This window comes from Cupriavidus necator (genome assembly GCF_040578825.1).
Classification (GTDB): domain Bacteria; phylum Pseudomonadota; class Gammaproteobacteria; order Burkholderiales; family Burkholderiaceae; genus Cupriavidus; species Cupriavidus necator_E.
Genome location: NZ_JBEFLI010000004.1, coordinates 75,237 through 90,186 on the forward strand (window position 1 = coordinate 75,237; position 14,950 = coordinate 90,186).

A 14,950-nucleotide genomic window follows, 5' to 3' on the forward strand; every position below is an offset into this window, starting at 1 on the left:
GAGGGGAATCGTGTTCAAGCATATTTTGTTGGCCACCGACGGCTCGGAGCTTTCAAAGAAGGCGATGGCCGCGGCCATCGACTTCGCCAGGGTGGATGGCGTGAAGCTGACCGCCTATACGTGCATGGAGGAGTATCCCTACGTGGCGTCGGGCGACGCCGGCCACCCCAGGCGCAAGGCGTTCGAGGAAGAGGCGGCCCTGCACGCAAGCTCCCGGCTGGCCGCGGTGGTCGCGGCCGCGGAGGCCGCGGGCGTCACATGCGAGACCGACATGAGCACGTCGGTTCCGTACAAGGGAATCATCGATGCCGCCACCAGGCACGGGTGCGATGTGATCTTCATGGCATCGCACGGCCGGCGGGGCCTGGAGAGCCTGCTGGTGGGCAGTGAAACCCAGAAGGTCCTGACCCACTGCAGCATTCCTGTCCTCGTCTATCGTTAAGTTGCCGTGATCGCGGGCCGTTTTTGGTTGGCCCAATGGCGATCGCGTCGCTTTTCACTGTTTCCGGATGCGTCAGGGAGGGATAAGCCATGACGGAAATCGAAAAAGAGAAGGTCGTCGGCGTGCTGAATCGCATACTCGAAGCCGAACTGGCCGGCGTTGTGCGCTACACGCACTATTCGTTTCTGATATTCGGTTTCGGCCGCATTCCGATCGTGTCGTGGCTGCGCCAGCAAGCCGACGAGTCGCTGCTGCACGCGCATCAGGCGGGGGAGTGGATCACGACCCTTGGCGCTTATCCCTCGCTGGGCATCGGTGAACTGCTGGACAGCCATACCAGCGATATCGCCACCATCCTGCGCGAATCGCTGGCGACGGAGATGGTGGGGCTGGACCTGTACCGCGAGCTGCTAACGCTGGTCGAGGGCCGCTCCGTCGCCCTGGAAGAGTATGCGCGCCAGTTGATCCAGAGCGAGGAGCTGCATGCGGGAGAGGTCGAGAAGATGCTGCGCAAGCCCGGGGCCGCGCCAACGACTGCGGCTCCGGATGGGCCTCCGCTGTCTTGATGAGCTTGCCCCACCGCTCCGGTTCTCCTGAAGCGGCGCTGTCTGGCATAGGGGCTTTTACTTGTCACTTTTTCGAGGTGGCAATTTTCGAGGTGGCAATGCGAGACCCGCCCACTATTTGCGCCGCATTTCCACCACAGTCGGCGTGCCATCGACATTGTCGAACGTCACCGATACCGCCTCACCCTCCTTGAAATCCTTCAGTGAAGCCCGGTCCCTGACCGGAAATGCCATGGTCATGGGCCCCATGCCGAGATTGGCAATCGGTCCGTGCTTGAGCGTAACCTTGCCCGCGCGGGCATCGATCTTCTTGATTTCGGCCGCCACGGGTTGCGGTGCCTGCTGCGAGGCTGCGCCGCCCTTCATGTCCATGCCGGCCATCGATCCCGCCGCAAAGGCTGCCGGGGTGGTGGCGAAGACAAGAACAAATGCGAGTGTCTGGACGGATTTCATTGTGGCTTCTCCTGAAGAGAGGGTTGGTTAGAAGCTGGTTGATTTGTGGTCCGGCGCCGGCGCATCAGCAGGTACACCGCCGGCACCACGAACAGCGAGAGCAATGGTGCGGTGAGCATGCCGCCCACCATCGGCGCCGCAATACGCTGCATGACCTCAGAGCCGGTGCCATGCGACCACATGATCGGCACCAGGCCAGCAAGGATCACGGCGACAGTCATCGCCTTGGGGCGCACGCGCAGCACGGCGCCTTCCTCGATGGCTTCGAGCAGCGCGGACAGGCTGGCGTCGCCCCTGTGCTCGCGCGCGGCCCAGGCCTGTTTCAGGTAGAGCAGCATGATGACGCCGAATTCGGCCGCAACGCCGGCCAGCGCGATAAACCCCACCGCCCCCGCCACCGACAGGTTGTAGCCCAGCACGTACAGTAGCCAGAAGCCGCCGATCAGCGCCAGCGGCAGCGTGCCCATGATGAGGAGTGCTTCATCGAGACGGCCAAACACCAGGTAGAGCAGCACGAAGATGATCAGCAACGTGAACGGCACCACGACCTTCAGTTTTGCTGCGGCCCGCTCCAGGTATTCGAACTGCCCCGACCAGCTCAGTGAGTAGCCGGCTGGCATCGGCACCGCGCGGGCGACGGCGGCCTGCATGTCGTGTACGGCCGAGCGCAGGTCGCGTCCCCGTATGTCGACGTAGACCCAGCCGGACAGGCGGGCGTTCTCGCTGCGCAGCATCGGCGGCCCCTGCACCACCCGGATGCGCGCCACGTCGGACAGCACGATCTGCTGGCCCCTGTCGGTGACGATCGGCAAGCCGCGCAGTTGCTCGACCGAGTCGCGGTAATCGCGAGGGTAGCGGACGTTGATCGGAAAGCGTGCCAGACCGTCTACCACCTCGCCCACGTTGTCGCCGCCGATGGCCGATGACACCACGCTCTGCACATCGGCGATATTAAGCCCGTAGCGGGCGGCCGCAACGCGATCGATATCGACATCGACATAGCGCCCGCCGGTCGGCCGTTCGGCCAGCGCCGACGTGACGCCCGGCACTGTCCTCACTGCTTCCTCGATGCGCGTTGCGAGGCGGTCGATCTCGTTCAGGTCCGCGCCCGCCACCTTGATGCCGACCGGGCTCTTGATGCCGGTGGCAAGCATGTCGATGCGGTTGCGGATCGGCGGCACCCAGATATTGGACAACCCCGGCACCCTGACCACGCGGTCGAGCTCTTCCACCAGCTTGTCGGTGGTCATGCCGGCACGCCACTGGTCGCGCGGCTTGAACTGGATGGTGGTCTCGAACATCTCGAGGGGCGCCGGGTCGGTCGCGGTATCGGCACGGCCCGCCTTGCCGAACACGGTCGCGACCTCCGGCACGGTCCTGATCAGGCGGTCGGTCTGTTGCAGCAACTGCGCGGCCTTGCCGGCGGAAAGTCCCGGCAACGCAGAGGGCATGTAAAGCAGGTCGCCCTCGTCGAGCGGGGGCATGAATTCGCCGCCGACCCGCATGACCGGCCACGCCGTCGCAGCCAGCAGCACCACGGCGATCGCCACGGTGGCCTTGGGCCACGCGAGCACGCGCGCCAGCAACGGGCGATAGGCGCGGATCAGCCATCGGCTCAAGGGATTGGCTTGCTCCGGGGGAATCCGGCCGCGGATCAGATAGCCCATCAGCACCGGCACCAGCGTCACCGACAGGCCCGCCGCCGCTGCCATCGAGTAAGTCTTGGTAAAAGCCAGCGGCGAGAACAGCCGGCCCTCCTGCGCCTCGAGCGTAAAGACCGGGATAAACGACAGCGTGATGATCAGCAGCGAGAAGAACAGCGCAGGCCCGACCTCGGCGGCGGCCTGGCCGATCACGCTCCAGCGCTCGTTTCCTGGCAGCTCCTGGCCGGGGTTGTCCGCGTGCCAGCGTTCCAGATGCTTGTGTGCGTTTTCGATCATCACCACCGCGGCATCGACCATGGCGCCGATGGCGATGGCGATGCCGCCCAGCGACATGATGTTGGCGTTGATGCCCTGGTAGCGCATCACCAGGAAAGCGGCCAGCACGCCCAGTGGCAGCGAGACAATGGCCACCAGCGCGGAACGCAGGTGGAACAGGAAAAGCATGCACACCAGCGCGACGACGATGAACTCTTCGACCAGCTTGTGCGTCAGGTTTTGCACCGCGCGGTTGATCAGCGCCGAACGGTCGTAAGTCGGGACGATCTGCACGCCGGACGGCAGGCTCTTCTGCAACGTGGCGAGCCTGGCCTTGACCGCGTCGATGGTTTCCAGCGCGTTCTTGCCCGAGCGCATCACGATAATGCCGCCTGCAACCTCGCCCTGGCCGTCGAGTTCGGCGATGCCGCGCCGCATTTCGGGACCAAGCTGCACTGTCGCGACATCGCCGAGCCGCACCGGAATGCCGGCGTCGCTGGTCGCCAGCGGAATCTGCCGGAAATCGTCGAGCGTCTTCAGGTAGCCGCCGGCGCGGACCATGTACTCGGCCTCGCCCATTTCCAGCACCGAGCCGCCGGCTTCCTGGTTGGCGCCCTTAAGCGCCGCCAGCACCTTGCCCTGCGACAGGTTGTAGGCGCGCATCCGGTCCGGCATCAGCACCACCTGGTACTGCTTCACCATGCCGCCCAGCGAAGCGACCTCGGCGACATTTGGCAACGACTTCAGCTCGAAGCGCAGGAACCAGTCCTGCAGCGCGCGTAGCTGGCCCAGGTCGTGCCGGCCGGTCTTGTCGACCAGCGCGTACTGGTAGATCCAGCCGACGCCGGTGGCGTCCGGCCCCAGTGCCGGCCGGGCCGCGGCGGGCAGGCGGGACTGCACCTGGTTCAGGTATTCCAGCACCCGCGAGCGCGCCCAGTACAGGTCGGTGCCATCCTCGAACAGGACGTAGACGAACGAATCGCCGAAGAACGAGTAGCCCCGGACCGTTTTGGCGCCGGGTACCGACAGCATCGTGGTGGTCAGCGGGTATGTGACCTGGTTCTCGACGATCTGCGGCGCCTGGCCGGGGAAGGGCGTGCGGATGATCACCTGCACATCGGAGAGGTCAGGCAAGGCGTCGAGCGGCGTGCTGCGCACGGCCCACAATGCCCATGCGGTCAGCATCACCGTGGCCAGCAGCACCAGGAAGCGGTTGCGGATCGAGGCCAGAATCAGGCGCGCGATCATGGCCTGGCTCCCTGCGCGGTGGAAGACGGCTCGACCGAAGACAGGATGGCCGCACCGTCGCGGTCCAGGTGAAAACGGAAGCGGATGCGGTCGCCTGGCTTCAGCCCCTTGGGCAGGCCGGTGGGCGGCGCGGCGAAATCCATGGTCATCGCGCCCCACTGTGCCGACGGGATGGGGCCGTGCGAGATGGTCAGGCTTTCGTTGCCGTTCACGGCCTCGATGCGTCCGGTGCCTTCATGCTCGGTGGGCGGCGCGGCAGCGGCAGCGGCAGACGCTGCGGACGGGGCCGCCAACCGTTGCGCGCTGCCACGCAGGCTCGCCTCCGAATCGATCAGGAACTGGCCGGACGTCACCACTTTCTGTCCCGGCTTCAGCCCGTCCAGCACCTCGACCATGCCGTCGGCCTCGCGGCCGGTCTTGATGTCGGCCGCAACAAACCCGGCCTGGCCGGCATCGACCATGACGAGACTGCGCTGGCCGGTGCGGATGACTGACTCCGACGGTATCAGCAGCGCTTGCTGCTGTGCGGCGCTGTCAAAACCGACTGTCACGAACATGCCCGGCAACAGGCGCCTGCCGGGGTTGGGCAGGACGATGCGGACCTTGACGGTGCGCGTCGCCGCACTGACGTCGGGAAGGATGGCGTCGACCTTGCCGGCGATGGACTCGGCCGCGCCGCTCTGCCGCACCGTGGCTGCCACGCCGGGCCGGATGGTGCCGGCCTGGCCTTCCGGTACTTCGGCAATCACCCAGACCTGGCTGAGATCGGCCAGGCGGAACAGCGTCATGCCCGGCGACACTGTCATTCCCTCGCGCACCGCCACCTCGGTCGCCAGGCCATCGACCGGGCTGGCGATGGCAACACCGGGCTGCAGTTTCCCCGTTTTCTCGACCGCACTGACCTGGGCCGGCGTCATGCCCGCCTGCAGCATGCGGGCCCTGGCCGCACCGCGCAGGTCGCCCAGGGGTTCACTGCCTGCCATGCGCGACACAGCCAGGAACTCCTGTTGCGCCGCGACCCAGTCGGGCGAGTACAGCGTCACCAGCGCCTGGCCGCGCCGGACCGGGTCAAGGGTTGCCTTCACCGAAACGTGCTGGACGAAGGCGCTGGTGCGCGCCTGGATCACGTGGACGCTGCGCTCGTCGATGGCGACATTGCCCGGCGCCTGCAGCACCGTTGCCAGCCGCCCCAGCTTTGCCTCGGCTGTGCGGATGCCAAGGTTTTGCGCGACATGGCTGTCGACGGTGACACCGCTGCCGCTGCCCTCGCCGTCGGCATAGACGGGCACGAGCTGCATGTCCATGAAAGGCGACTTGCCCGGCCTGTCAAAGCGCTGGCCAGGCACCATGGGATCGTGCCAGTACAGGATCTTCCTGCCGGTCTTCGGATCGATGTCGCCGGCCTTGAGCGCTGCGGCTTCCTTGCCGGGCGTCGTCGACGTTTGCGCGGTCTGCGTGCCGCGCGTAACGCCGAACCGGTAGGCGCCGTAAAGGGCGAAGCAGACGACGACCAGCCCGGCCGCTGCTGCAATGGCGTGTTTTTTCATTTTGCTTCCTCTACTGCGGCTTCGCTCCGGGCGGTGGGCAAGGGCACCAGGTAGTTCAGGTCGGCCCACAGCTTCGCGGTCTTTGCTTCGAGCAGCAGCCGATCCATGGCGGTGTCGATGGCGCGATGGTTGGCTTCGGCAACGGCGAGCAATGAGCCCGTGTTGGCGCGATAAGCCGTCAGCGCCGCATCCGCCTGCGCCCGCGCCAGCGGCAGGGTCTTGTCGTCGTAACGCCGCAGCCGCTCAAGGTTGCGCTGCAGCTCGGCGAGCCTGGCGCCGACCATCGCCTGGGTATTGCGCCTGACCACTTCAAGCCTGGCCCGCGCATCGTTGGCTTGCGCCAGCCGCGCACTGATTTCCCGGTCCTGGCGATTGCCCCGGTCCCATGGCAGCGGGAAGCTCACGTTGAGCGACCCCATATTGGCGTAGGCCGAACCGCGCTGGCTGTACATCAGCTCGACCGTCACGTCCGGCTTGCGGGCTTGCGTTGCCACCTCGATCTCGGATTCGGCCAGCGCCACGTCGCGCTGCGCAGCCGACAGTTCAGGAACGGCATCGAACTCGCCGCTGGCGAGCCGCAGGGCGCCCTGCGGCACGTCGAGCGGCGGCCGCACCGACAGCGGACGCCTGGCCGCGGCGCCGATCCAGCGTTCCAGATTCAACGTGGTGGTCGCCAGCGCGGCGCGGTTCTCGTCCGCGCGGTCATGCAATTTCTGGATTTCCAGTTCCATCGCCAGCACCTCGGCACGCGAGCCGCGCCCGCTGCGATAGGCCGCGGTGGCCGCCTGCAGTGCCAGCTCGAGCGGATGACTGTGATGGCCGAGCAGTACGCCGGCCTGCTCCGCATACCACCGGTCGAGCCAGGCATTGACCGCATTGCGCTGCACGCCGGCCAGCCCCACGGCGCGCTGCGCCTGCGCAGCAGCGGCCTCGGCTTCGAAGCGCGCGGCCCGGGCGCGGCGCTTGTCCGCGCGCGTGAATTCCTGCATCACGCTGATGGAGCGCATGGTCATGAAATCCCGGCTCAGCGAGAACTGGTCCGAGCCGTTGACCGGTACGTTGTTGATGCCGAGCTTGAGCACGGGATCCGGCAGCCGGCCGGCGGCAACCGCCATGTGCCCGGCGGCTTCGACGGCGCCACCCGCGGATTCGGCATCGCCTGCATGGGTGCTGGCGATGGCGACGGTTTCCGCGAGCGAAAGGGGAGGGGCGGATTGCCCAGGCGCGCCTTGCGGCGCCGCCAGGCCGACGGCGGGCGCGCTAAGCAGCGCCACGGTCAAGTGACGTAGAAAAAGCATAAAGCCTCCGGGAACGACGACCGCTGCCCGCATGCAAGCGGGCAGCACCAGGTGACGTCGGACCGGAGGCTATGTCTGGAAACTGCAGTGAAGGATGTTGAGCGGTGGCGGACTGCGCGCCTGCCCCTCGGCTCGCAGCGCAATGCGGAACTCTGCCATGACCACGCGCGTTGGTTCGATGACCCGCAGCAGCACCGGCATGAACGCCGGAAGCTGCGGCGACGCGTGATCGGCACTCTTGGAATCGGCCTGGCAATGGGCGAGGCAGAGGCCGCTCTGTTCGATGTCCTGCCCGCTGGCGCTGGTACCGGCGGCCATATCGGCACAGGACTCGGCCATGGCGGCCATCGTGCCGCTGTCTTCGACCTGGTAGCGGCTGCCGGTACAGGCGTACGCAGCCACTGCCAACTGGGTTGACAGGAAGACCACGAGAAGGAAGCCGGCCAACCATGGTCGCCGGCGGGCGGAATGTCGCACACGCCTGTGCTGTGAGCGGGATGTCGTAAGGATACTGCCTTTGGGGACCTTGCAGAACATCCAGTTTTTATGCCTTATACGATACTTTAATTGTCATGCTTTAAGTACTTTGTAGGAATATCCCTAGGGTTTCAAATCAGACAAAACACCCTAGGATGCGCATTCGGATGCTGCGCTGCAGGATCGGCGAGGCTGCCGATCCATCAAGCATACCGGCGCTCTTTACATTACTTTTCCCAACGAGAGCGGTCGATCAATCCAAAAGGAGGTTACGCATGTCCCCTTTTATGCCCGATCAGTTTGCTGCAGTGCAAAAGGCCAATCTGGGCCATCTGTTTGCTTTGACGAACACGGCTTTTGATGGCTTCCAGAAGTTGACCGAACTGAACCTGCAGGTAGTCAGGACGACACTTGCCGAAGGCCAGGCCAATGTCGCCCAGGGCAATCTGGCCCAACCTGCCGCGGAGAAGGCAGTTGCGTATGCACGCAATGTGTACGACATCGCATCGAACACGCAGGCGGAACTGACGAAGGCAGTCGAGGCCCAGTACGAACAGCACAACCGTAATGTGCAAGCCTTCGTTGACGCGTTCGTCAAGAACGCGCCGGCCGGCTCTGAAGCGATCGTCGCGCTGCTGCAATCGAGCGTAGCAGCCGCCAGCGGCACCTATCAATCCTTCCAGAACGCGGCAAAGCAGACAGCTGAAGTCGCCAGGGCCAAGTTTGCCACGACGGCCGCAGCCGCCTCCAGGCAGTAACGGCGTACCGTCGGCAATGGCGGCCAGGCCTGCGCTCTGAACAGATCGCAGGCTTGCAGGCCGGGGACATCCGCTTCCCTGGCTTGCCGCACGGCGACGCCAACCTTTCCGCATCAGCATACAACTGGGACCGCAATCATCCGGCCCGGCTCGCACTCGCCTGTCGCGCGCCAGGGCAACGGGAATCTGCTCGGGACAACCAGGAAAAAAACCTTCCAGGCAAGGCAGGGGTCTTTCAACTTTATGAGAATGCAGGAGACAAAATGACGAAGAGAATCGCACTGGTAACAGGCGGTATGGGTGGGCTCGGCGAAGCCATCAGCATCAGGTTGCACGATGCAGGCCATGCCGTGGTGGTGACGCACTCGCCAGGCAATGCGAACGCCCGGAACTGGCTTGCCGCGATGGCCGCCACCGGCCGCGAGATGCGTGCCTACGAAGTTGATGTATCCGACTACGATGCCTGCCAGGCTTGCGCAGCGCAGATCCTGGCCGATGTAGGTCGCGTGGATATCCTGGTGAACAACGCCGGCATTACCCGCGACATGGCGTTCAAGAAGATGGACAAGCCGAACTGGGATGCCGTGATGCGGACCAATCTCGACTCCGTGTTCAATCTCACCAAGCCACTTTGCGAAGGCATGGTGGAACGCGGCTGGGGACGCATCATCAATATCTCGTCGGTCAACGGATCCAAGGGCGCCTTCGGCCAGACCAACTATGCCGCCGCCAAGGCTGGTATGCATGGCTTTACCAAGTCCCTGGCGCTGGAAGTGGCAAGAAAGGGCGTGACAGTGAACACTGTTTCTCCTGGCTATCTTGCCACCAGGATGGTCAACGCCGTGCCGCAGGACATCATGGAGACCAAGATCCTGCCGCAAATTCCGGTCGGCCGCCTCGGCAAACCGGAAGAAGTCGCAGCGCTGGTTGCCTACCTGTGCTCGGAAGAAGCGGCCTACGTAACCGGGTCCAATATCGCCATCAACGGCGGGCAGCACATGCAGTAAGGGCGGGTCGAGTGTCAGGCCGCTTGGGTTCGACTTAGGCAGACCGAGCCCGAGCGCGCCTTTACCGGGCCTTCAGCGCTATCATGGGCGCTGGCAGCCGTTCCGAGCGGTGATGTTTTGGTCGCTCTTGTTTGCCTCTGATGGGCTCCGTCGCCCATCGCCTTGCGCGTCAGTTCAGGGATGCGAAGACGCTAGACTTGTCAGTCATCCTATGAGATGCTTCCGCAGCGTAGGGTGTCTGCGCATTTACGTGGGGTAGCGTATCAGTGTCAAAGTGTTACCCATCAACGGGAATGCCTGTGTGGCCTCGGGGTAATCCCCAGCAGCAACTTCAGGCCTTGCCCTTACAATGTTGTACGACAACGTATCAGGCTTGGGGGTGACCGTATGCGCGAAAACCGGATTCGAACCATGTGGGCCGCCGACCAGCCAGTCGTCAACGGCTGGCTTTCCATCCCCAGCGCCTTTGCCGCGGAGACCATGGCCCACCAGGGCTGGGATTCGCTGACGGTGGACCTGCAGCACGGCGCGCTGGACTACGCCGATGCGCTGGCGTTGCTGACGGCGATTTCCACCACGAACACGATGCCGGTAGTGCGCGTGCCGTGGAACGAGCCTGGCATCCTGATGAAGATCCTCGATGCCGGCGCGTACGGCGTGATCTGCCCGATGGTCAACAACCGCGCCGACGCCGAGCGCCTGGTCGCCGCCACCCGCTACCCGCCGCTGGGCGCGCGCAGCTTCGGACCGTTGCGCGGGTTGCTGTATGGCGGCGCCGATTATCCCGAGCATGCCAACGACACGGTGGTGGTGCTGGCGATGATCGAGACCATGCAAGGACTGGACAACCTTGACGAGATCCTGGCGGTCAACGGGCTCGACGGCGTGTATATCGGCCCGTCGGACCTGTCGCTCGCGCTCGGTTGCCGGCCGACTTTCGACGATGTCGATCCGCCGGTGGCGCAGGCCATTGCGCATGTGGTGGCGCGGACCAAGGCGTTCGGGCGCGTTGCCGGCATCCACAACGGCGCGCCGGAAGCCGCGCTGCGGCGCATCCAGCAAGGGTTCCGCTTTGTCACGGTGAGCTCCGACGCGCGCCTGATGGCCGCGGGGGCACGCCAGGTGATGGCGCAGATGCGGGCCGGGGTGGCATCGCCGGCATCCGCGACAGGCTACTGAGCGCTGGCGCGCTGCCGGCCATCGCTCTTTCCAACCACCTCAGCTTCCAACCCATTCAACGGAGATCACAGTGAAACTCGGATTTATCGGCCTTGGCATCATGGGCAGCCCGATGGCTGGCAACCTGATTGGCGGCGGGCACGAGCTCAGGCTGTACAGCCGCAGCGGCGCACCGCAGGCGCTGCTCGACAAGGGCGGCGTGGCATGCGGCAGCGGCCGGGAAGTGGCCGAGGGTGCCGACATCGTTTTCCTGATGGTGCCCGACACCCCGCATGTGGAAGCGGCGCTGTTCGGCGGGGGCGGGGTGGCCGAGGGGCTGGGTGCCGGCAAGATCGTGGTCGACATGAGCTCGATTTCGCCGATCGCGACCAAGGACTTCGCGCGCCGCATCGAGGCGCTGGGCTCCCAGTACCTGGACGCGCCGGTGTCGGGCGGCGAGGTGGGCGCGCGCAATGCCACGCTGTCGATCATGGTCGGCGGCGACGAAGCCACCTTCGACAAGGTGCGCCCGCTGTTCGAGCGGATGGGCAAGAACATCACGCTGGTGGGCGGCAACGGCGCGGGGCAGACCGCCAAGGTGGCCAACCAGATCATCGTCGCGCTCAATATCGAGGCCGTGGCGGAGGCCTTGCTGTTTGCGTCGAAGGCGGGTGCGGACCCGGCGCGCGTGCGCCAGGCGCTGATGGGCGGCTTCGCTTCGTCCAAGGTGCTGGAGGTGCATGGCGAGCGCATGATCAAGCGCACCTTCGATCCGGGCTTCCGCATCGGCCTGCACCAGAAGGACCTCAACCTGGCGCTGTCCAATGCCCGCGAACTTGGCGTGTCGCTGCCCAATACGGCGACGTGCCAGGAGTTGTTCAATGCCTGCGCCAGCCATGGCGGTGAGGGCTGGGATCATTCGGCGATCGTGCGGGCGCTGGAGCTGCTGGCCAACCACGAGGTGGGGTCCTAGTCTGCATTGCTGGCCGCGCCATGCGCGGCGCTCAATGACCGGAGGGCGAAGTCAACTCAGCTGCGACGCAAACGCCTCCAGTTGCGTAATGCAGGTATTCCAGCCCTCGTAGAAGCCCAGCTCCTCGTGCTGCTTGCGCGTCGCCTCATCCGGATGCATGACGCGCGCGGTGTAGCGGGTGCCGTCGCCTTCGTCGGCCATGGTGATGACGGCGGTCATCGACAGCCATGGCTTGGCCGGGCGATAGCCCGCCACCAGTGCCGACGTGGAGACGATCTTCTCCATCGGAACGATTTCCAGGAAGCAGCCCGGGTTGTCGCTGGTGCCGCCGTCGGGGCCTTTCATGAAGGTATGGAAGGCGCCGCCGGGCCGCAGATCGAAGGCTCGGACCTCGGTGGTCCAGGGTTTGGGGCACCACCACTCCTTGAGGAGCTGCGGATCGGTCCAGGCGCGCCAGACCCTGGCGCGCGGAGCCTTGAGCAGCCGGGAGATGACCAGGTCCAGGCTGTCAGGGCTGGCGGTGTTTTCGTTGGGCATCGGTCAGTTCCTCCTGGTGAAGCGCTTCGACAAAGGCGGCCATGCGGTCGGTCCTGGCTTCCCATAGCGCGCGTTGATCGGCCAGCCATTGCTGCGCGTCGGAGAGCGGCTGCGGGACCAGCTCGCAGGTGCGCACCCGCCCCGTCTTGCGCGAGCGGATCAGGCCGCTGCGCTCCAGCACCTGCAGGTGCTTCATGAACGAGGGCAGCGCCATCGCAAACGGGGCCGCCAGCGCCGAAACTGTCTCAGGACCGCGCCCGAGCACGCTGACGATGGCCCGGCGGGTCGGATCCGCCAGCGCGTAGAACACGTCGGAGAGCGGGGAGACATCGACAGCCGGGGACACGTCAGGAAATTCGGTACCAATAGTTAGCCATGCGGCTAAGTATAGGAGCGGCGGCAGAACCTGCAAGGACAACATGCAACGCGCCCCGCCGAGCGGGGCGCCATGCACGCGGCCTGAGGAGGCGGGCGCTACTGCTGCCGTACGTACGCCGCCAACGCCCGCACTTCCTCCGCCTTCAGCCCGGCAAACGGCGGCATCGGCACGGCGCCCCATTTGCCACTGCTGCCGCCGCGGATGCTGGCTTCCAGCTTCGCCTGCGCCTGCGCATCGGTCTTGTAGCGGGTAGCGACCTCGTGGTACGAGGGGCCAACCACCTTCTGCGCCACGCTGTGGCAGCTCAGGCAGGCGTTCTTCGCCAGCAGGGCCTGCACGTCGACGCCGGGCGCAGCCGGCGCCGAGGCTGCCGCTGCCGGCCTGTTCGCCTTCTGCGCGATCGCCACGATCTCCGGGTCCTTCAGCCTGGCTGAGCCGTAGGCCACGGCAAGGTAGGCACCGATTTGCTCCACCTCGGCGTCGTCGATCGGCGCACCGTAGGCACGCTGCATCTTCTTCATCTCGGCGGTCCATTGCGCCAGGCTCAGGCCCGGCGGCTGGTAGGCAACGTAGTCGGCCGAATGGCAGATGGCGCATTTCTCCATGGCGATGCCGTAGCCGGGCAGCCTGGCGGGTTTGAGCTGGACCGTCTCTGCCGGCAGCTTGACGTCCTGCTGCGCGGCGCGGGCGCCGGCGGTACCGCCAAGCACGGCAAGCGCCAGCAGCGCGGGGGCGATGATCGGCTTCATGGAGCGCTCCTCAGGCGATAGTGACCGGCGTGGATTCGATGACATTGCGGCGATAGCCGGCCGGGTTCCAGCTGGCCGTGGCGGGCTGCACCTCGCCTTGCCGGCTGGTGGCGCGCACCATCAGCACCGCGGGACCCTTGCGCGCGAACTTCACCGGCAATTGCCACGCGCGGAAAGAGAAGCGGCCCAGGTCCTCGCCCAGCGTGGCGGCCTGCCAGTTGTGCCCGCCATCGACCGACACCTCCACGCCGCGGATGCCGGAGCCGCCATCGAAGGCAATGCCCTTGAGCGCCACCATGCGTCCCGCGGGCAGCACGCCGCCGGCGCCGACGCTGGTGATAAAGCTGCGCACCGCCAGCGTGGAGATCGGCCGCGTCTTGCCTGCCGGCGTGCCCGGCGCCACGCACTGGCAGTCGTTGTCCGGCACGCGATAGCCGCTGGTCATGAAGAAGGCGTCGTGGCCCTCGAACGGGTGGTCCAGCACTTCGATCTCGGACAGGTGCTTGATCCAGTGGGTGCCGAAGTAGCCCGGCACCACGAGCTTGAGCGGATAGCCGTTGAGCAATGGCAGGTCAGCGCCGTTCATGCCCCAGGCCAGCATCGGCTCGCCGTTCATCGCATGGTCGATATCGAGCGACTTGCGGAAATCCGGCGTGCCCGGCAGCACCGGCGTATCGAGCCCGTTGAACGTGACCACCCTGGCGCCAGCCTTGACGCCCGCGTGTTCCAGCACCTTGCGCAGCGGCACGCCGGTCCAGCGCGCGTTGCCCATCGCGCCATTGGCGAGCTGCGCGCCGAATACACGCGGCTCGGCAAAGCCGCGGCTGTTGCCGGAGCACTGGTTGACCGCAACCACTTCGACCGGGCCGGCCAGCTTTTTCAGCTCGTCCAGCGACAGCTGCAAGGGCTTGCTGACATGGCCTCCGATCTTCAGGCGATACCTGGCCAGGTCCACCGACAGCGGGATATTGGCCAGGTGGTAGCGCACGAAGAAGGCATCGTTGGCGGTGATCGGGCCCTCGTTGAACGCGGCGAACGGCGTCTCCAGGTGCGGCGGGCGGGTGCTGACGCGCACCAGCGGGCGCTTGCCCGGATAGCGCACCAGCGGGCGCGGGCCGTCGGCCAGCGTGACGCCGTCGCCGTGGTTCGCGAGTTGCGCCGCCAGCGCGCCGAGCGGGGAGGCGCCCAGTGTCAGCAGGCCGGCGTTGCGAACGAAGCGGCGGCGCGCGGTGGGCAGCGGAGGATGATCGGGAGGGTTGTTGTTGTCTCGCATGGGGGCGTCTTCTTGGGGCGCGGCAGGGCGTGCGCAATGCGTTGTGGCGGTTACTTTGCGTCGCGGACAACCAATTTGTGAAACGGGTTTTCCAGCTAGCGCTTATCGATCGAATCGATATAGGGGAAGTCCTTTGTGCCCTCGCCGAGAAACCGCTTGCGTCGTC

Annotated in this window: 15 protein-coding genes; 6 read left to right on the plus strand and 9 right to left on the minus strand. The window is 65.7% G+C overall.

The features are described 5' to 3' along the window. Positions 1 to 10: 10 nt before the first annotated feature. The gene (locus AB1I47_RS03850) at positions 11 to 442 is read left to right on the plus strand and encodes a universal stress protein (RefSeq protein ID WP_354682529.1); all 432 of its coding nucleotides are present in this window, start codon (positions 11 to 13) and stop codon (positions 440 to 442) included. 89 nt (positions 443 to 531) lie between these two features. Beyond that, positions 532 to 1,008, plus strand: coding sequence for a ferritin-like domain-containing protein (locus AB1I47_RS03855; protein WP_354682455.1), 477 nt, complete (start codon positions 532 to 534; stop codon positions 1,006 to 1,008). Positions 1,009 to 1,122: 114 nt separating this feature from the next. Here AB1I47_RS03855 and AB1I47_RS03860 read toward each other — a convergent pair whose 3' ends face one another. The 5 genes from AB1I47_RS03860 to AB1I47_RS03880 form a co-directional block, all read right to left on the minus strand. After that, complete coding sequence (locus AB1I47_RS03860; protein WP_354682456.1) at positions 1,123 to 1,461, minus strand: copper-binding protein; 339 nt, start codon at positions 1,459 to 1,461, stop codon at positions 1,123 to 1,125. Continuing rightward, positions 1,458 to 4,628: an efflux RND transporter permease subunit gene (locus AB1I47_RS03865; protein WP_354682457.1), complete on the minus strand. Its 3,171-nt coding sequence runs from the start codon at positions 4,626 to 4,628 to the stop codon at positions 1,458 to 1,460. The genes AB1I47_RS03860 and AB1I47_RS03865 overlap by 4 nt, the downstream gene beginning before the upstream one ends. After that, the gene (locus AB1I47_RS03870; RefSeq protein ID WP_354682458.1) at positions 4,625 to 6,175 is read right to left on the minus strand and encodes an efflux RND transporter periplasmic adaptor subunit; all 1,551 of its coding nucleotides are present in this window, start codon (positions 6,173 to 6,175) and stop codon (positions 4,625 to 4,627) included. The genes AB1I47_RS03865 and AB1I47_RS03870 overlap by 4 nt, the downstream gene beginning before the upstream one ends. After that, on the minus strand, positions 6,172 to 7,473 hold the full coding sequence (locus AB1I47_RS03875; protein ID WP_354682459.1) for a TolC family protein: 1,302 nt from the start codon (positions 7,471 to 7,473) through the stop codon (positions 6,172 to 6,174). Before AB1I47_RS03875 ends, AB1I47_RS03870 begins: the two co-directional genes overlap by 4 nt. Before the next feature lie 69 nt (positions 7,474 to 7,542). Further along, entirely contained in the window at positions 7,543 to 7,950 is a 408-nt protein-coding gene (locus tag AB1I47_RS03880) for a hypothetical protein (protein ID WP_354682460.1), read from the minus strand. 275 nt (positions 7,951 to 8,225) lie between these two features. Between AB1I47_RS03880 and phaP the strand changes: the two genes are divergently transcribed. The 4 genes from phaP (at position 8,226) to glxR (ending at position 11,846) form a co-directional block, all read left to right on the plus strand. After that, complete coding sequence (gene phaP, locus AB1I47_RS03885) at positions 8,226 to 8,708, plus strand: TIGR01841 family phasin PhaP3 (RefSeq protein WP_354682461.1); 483 nt, start codon at positions 8,226 to 8,228, stop codon at positions 8,706 to 8,708. Between the two features lie 263 nt (positions 8,709 to 8,971). Continuing rightward, positions 8,972 to 9,715, plus strand: coding sequence for an acetoacetyl-CoA reductase (phbB, locus tag AB1I47_RS03890; protein ID WP_354682462.1), 744 nt, complete (start codon positions 8,972 to 8,974; stop codon positions 9,713 to 9,715). Positions 9,716 to 10,102: 387 nt separating this feature from the next. Further along, positions 10,103 to 10,894 (plus strand): aldolase/citrate lyase family protein, encoded by a 792-nt coding sequence (locus tag AB1I47_RS03895; RefSeq protein WP_475572023.1) that lies wholly within the window; start codon positions 10,103 to 10,105, stop codon positions 10,892 to 10,894. A 70-nt stretch (positions 10,895 to 10,964) separates the two neighbouring features. Next, entirely contained in the window at positions 10,965 to 11,846 is an 882-nt protein-coding gene (glxR, locus tag AB1I47_RS03900; RefSeq protein ID WP_354682464.1) for a 2-hydroxy-3-oxopropionate reductase, read from the plus strand. Positions 11,847 to 11,897: 51 nt separating this feature from the next. On the opposite strand, the gene AB1I47_RS03905 is transcribed toward glxR, so the two are convergent. The 4 genes from AB1I47_RS03905 to sorA all read right to left on the minus strand — a co-directional run bounded on the left by AB1I47_RS03905 (position 11,898) and on the right by sorA (position 14,784). Next, the gene (locus AB1I47_RS03905; protein ID WP_354682465.1) at positions 11,898 to 12,383 is read right to left on the minus strand and encodes an SRPBCC family protein; all 486 of its coding nucleotides are present in this window, start codon (positions 12,381 to 12,383) and stop codon (positions 11,898 to 11,900) included. Beyond that, the gene (locus tag AB1I47_RS03910) at positions 12,355 to 12,729 is read right to left on the minus strand and encodes an ArsR/SmtB family transcription factor (RefSeq protein WP_354682466.1); all 375 of its coding nucleotides are present in this window, start codon (positions 12,727 to 12,729) and stop codon (positions 12,355 to 12,357) included. The genes AB1I47_RS03905 and AB1I47_RS03910 overlap by 29 nt, the downstream gene beginning before the upstream one ends. Before the next feature lie 128 nt (positions 12,730 to 12,857). Further along, positions 12,858 to 13,511 (minus strand): SorB family sulfite dehydrogenase c-type cytochrome subunit, encoded by a 654-nt coding sequence (sorB, locus tag AB1I47_RS03915; RefSeq protein ID WP_354682467.1) that lies wholly within the window; start codon positions 13,509 to 13,511, stop codon positions 12,858 to 12,860. A gap of 10 nt (positions 13,512 to 13,521) precedes the next feature. Next, entirely contained in the window at positions 13,522 to 14,784 is a 1,263-nt protein-coding gene (gene sorA, locus AB1I47_RS03920; protein WP_354682468.1) for a SorA family sulfite dehydrogenase catalytic subunit, read from the minus strand. Positions 14,785 to 14,950 lie beyond the last annotated feature (166 nt).